This window comes from Streptomyces sp. NPDC001373, assembly GCF_042895815.1.
Taxonomy (GTDB): Bacteria; Actinomycetota; Actinomycetes; order Streptomycetales; family Streptomycetaceae; genus Streptomyces.
Map to the genome: position 1 here is coordinate 1 of NZ_JBIAWQ010000037.1, position 2,581 is coordinate 2,581.

Here is a 2,581-nt window from a genome sequence, read left to right on the forward strand (position 1 = left end):
CCTCCTGCGCCGACGGCGACAGATGCCGCGCGTCCCCCACCAGATCGCTCACACCCCACCAACGACCCAGAACCCAAACCGTTTCGGATCAATAGGTCGCCCGGGTGGCATCCGGGGTTTCCTCGCGGACGCCGGGCTGGAAAGCGCCGAGCGGGACGACGCTCGGTCCTCGGGGCTGTACCAGGCTCCCTTCCTGGCCGCGACCCCGGAGCTGGCGGCCGCGCTCGCCGTCGCCGAGGACGGCGGCCGCGACGTCCCTGGGCTGGCCCGCTCATGCAAGGCCCAGGGTCCGCCAGGCCCTGCGGGCCCGGATTGTGTGGTCGCTACTTCTGCTCGGACTCCCAACGCCGCTAGCATGTAGTCGTGGCGAATGATGATCTGACGATCCGCCGTGCCTTCACGTCGGACGGTCCGGCGTTGATCGCGCTTGAGCGGGCCGGCTGGTCCTGGCTGAGCGACGTCATGCCGCAGCGGGCCGAGGACGCGTTGATGTTCGATGAGCGGCACGGGGTAGAGCCCTTCTTGGTGGCCGAGCTCGCCGGCCGCGTGGTCGGCTACATCCGCCAGGTCCCGCCGACCCCGCTCGCCAGTAACCAGCACGTCCGACAGATCCAAGGTCTGCGGGTGTCCCCTGACGTCCGCGGCCACGGGGTCGGACAGGCCCTGGTCGAGGCCGCCTGCCTGGCCGCCCGCGCCCAGGGCGCCCGCCGGATCACGCTCCGGGTGCTCGGGCATAACCTCCCGGCGCGGCGGCTGTATGAGCGGTGCGGGTTCCAGGTCGAGGGCGTGCTACCGGAGGAGTTCCTGCTGGACGGCGCATACGTGGACGATGTCCTGATGGGCCTTCGGCTGGACGACTGACCTCTTCAGCACCGGCGCCAGCCCGCTGGTGATGGGCGTCGTGTGATGTGCGCTGAGCCTCCGCCAACCTGAAGCTGCAGGTCAGAGGGCTGGTGTGACCGGCTCTCGCGGTGCTCACGCTACTCGTGGGCGGGAGCCCATCGAGAAGATCGTCTGACAGAGGTCGGGACTGTCTCCGAAGCGGAGTCCAGAGCGGCGCTCTGGCCCGTACCTGGGCTGGGAGGCGCAGTCCGTCCTGCCGGCCAGCCCATGACATCCTGGCCCAGTGCTCCTGAACGGTCTCTCCAGCACAGTCGACCTCCCCCAGTGCGCTATCAGTTCGCCACCGTCCGGGGAGACTCGTACGACGACAACTGGCTGGTCATTGACGGCACGGTGATGACTCCTGAGGGAATGATCTACCGGCCCAAGCGGTCTACCGACCATCAAAGCGGCGGCCGCAAGAGCTTCGCCTGGAGCGAGTACCGCGACCTCCTCATCGCCGCCCACCAGCAACTCGACGGACCGATCGTCCTCATCTGGGACAACCTCAACGTCCACAAAGACCGCCGCATGCGGGCCTTCATCGACGCACACGACTGGGTCAATGCCTGCCACCTGCCGCCCTACGCACCCGATCTCAACCCCGTCGAAGGCCATCTGGTCAGTGCTCCGCCGCACCACCCAGGCCAACACGGCCTTCACCGACCCCGACCACCTCATGCACCGGCTCCGACACGGCCTCCGCCAGATCCAATAGCGCAGCGACATCATCGACGGATGCCTCACCGGAACCGGACTCACGCTGACGACACCACCGCTACAAGCTCAGTAACCACCGACTCGGGGAACCTGGATGGTCGAGTTCGGCGGCCTGGCATTCGCCGGTCTCGGCATCGGCCTCATCGTGGCCGCCCGCTCCTACGCCGCCCGCACCCACCCCGTCTGCGCCGCCGCCACGACAACGAACCAGCCCGAACAGCCGGCACCGGGAGTCTGATCCGGGAACCGTACGCGCCCACGAGTGATCTTGATTCTGTGACGGCCCGATCGGAATCGGACGTCACACACCCACGATCTCTCAGGGGGAACAAACATGTTGAAGTCCGCGAAGCGCCTTGCGGTGGCCCTGGGCGCGGCCTCATTGGCCGCGCTCGTCACGGGGGCGCCGGCTCATGCGGCCACGAAGGAGATCTGCTACCAGGCCCACGTACAGAACAAGGGCTGGCTCGACTGGCAGTGCAACGGTGATTGGGCCGGCACCCGGGGTGAGGCCCTCAACCTGGAGGCCCTGCGCGTGAAGACCAACTACGGCGAGGTCTGCCTGCGCGCTCACCGGGCGCGCTACGGCTGGGACAGCCAGGAGCAGTGCGCCAAGCCCGGGAAGACCATCCAGGTCGGAACGACGGGCATGAACACTGCGATCGAAGCCCTGGAGTACGTTTCCACCGGTCCCGAGGGCGGCTACGTGACCGGCACCGCGCACGTCCGCGACCTCGGCGACGTCCACGACTACGGCACCGCGAACTGGCGGCCGGGCTGGGGCTACTTCGTCAGGGTGGGCACCACGGGCCGTGGGCTGCCCATCGAGGCCCTGCAATTCCACTGGGTCTGACGCTCCCACACGCCACGGCGGCGGGGGGGGGCCCCCCCCCCCCCCGGGGGCCCGCCGCCCCCCGGGGGGGGGGGTTTTGGGGGAGACGGGGCGGGGGGGGGCGAGGTAAAAAAAAGGGGTGGTTGG

3 protein-coding genes and 1 pseudogene are annotated in these 2,581 nt (G+C 68.8%); all 4 read left to right on the forward strand.

Annotation, left to right across the window (positions count from 1 at the left end):
• Positions 1 to 363 precede the first annotated feature (363 nt).
• Complete coding sequence (locus ACFY15_RS35690; RefSeq protein WP_390691617.1) at positions 364 to 861, forward strand: GNAT family N-acetyltransferase; 498 nt, start codon at positions 364 to 366, stop codon at positions 859 to 861.
• A gap of 378 nt (positions 862 to 1,239) precedes the next feature.
• Positions 1,240 to 1,675 (forward strand): annotated as a pseudogene (locus ACFY15_RS35695) (transposase).
• Between the two features lie 21 nt (positions 1,676 to 1,696).
• On the forward strand, positions 1,697 to 1,840 hold the full coding sequence (locus ACFY15_RS35700; protein WP_390691616.1) for a hypothetical protein: 144 nt from the start codon (positions 1,697 to 1,699) through the stop codon (positions 1,838 to 1,840).
• 96 nt (positions 1,841 to 1,936) lie between these two features.
• Positions 1,937 to 2,455 carry a hypothetical protein gene (locus tag ACFY15_RS35705; protein ID WP_390691615.1) on the forward strand — a complete coding sequence of 173 codons (519 nt, stop codon included), beginning with the start codon at positions 1,937 to 1,939 and terminating at the stop codon, positions 2,453 to 2,455.
• The last annotated feature ends 126 nt before the right edge of the window (positions 2,456 to 2,581 follow it).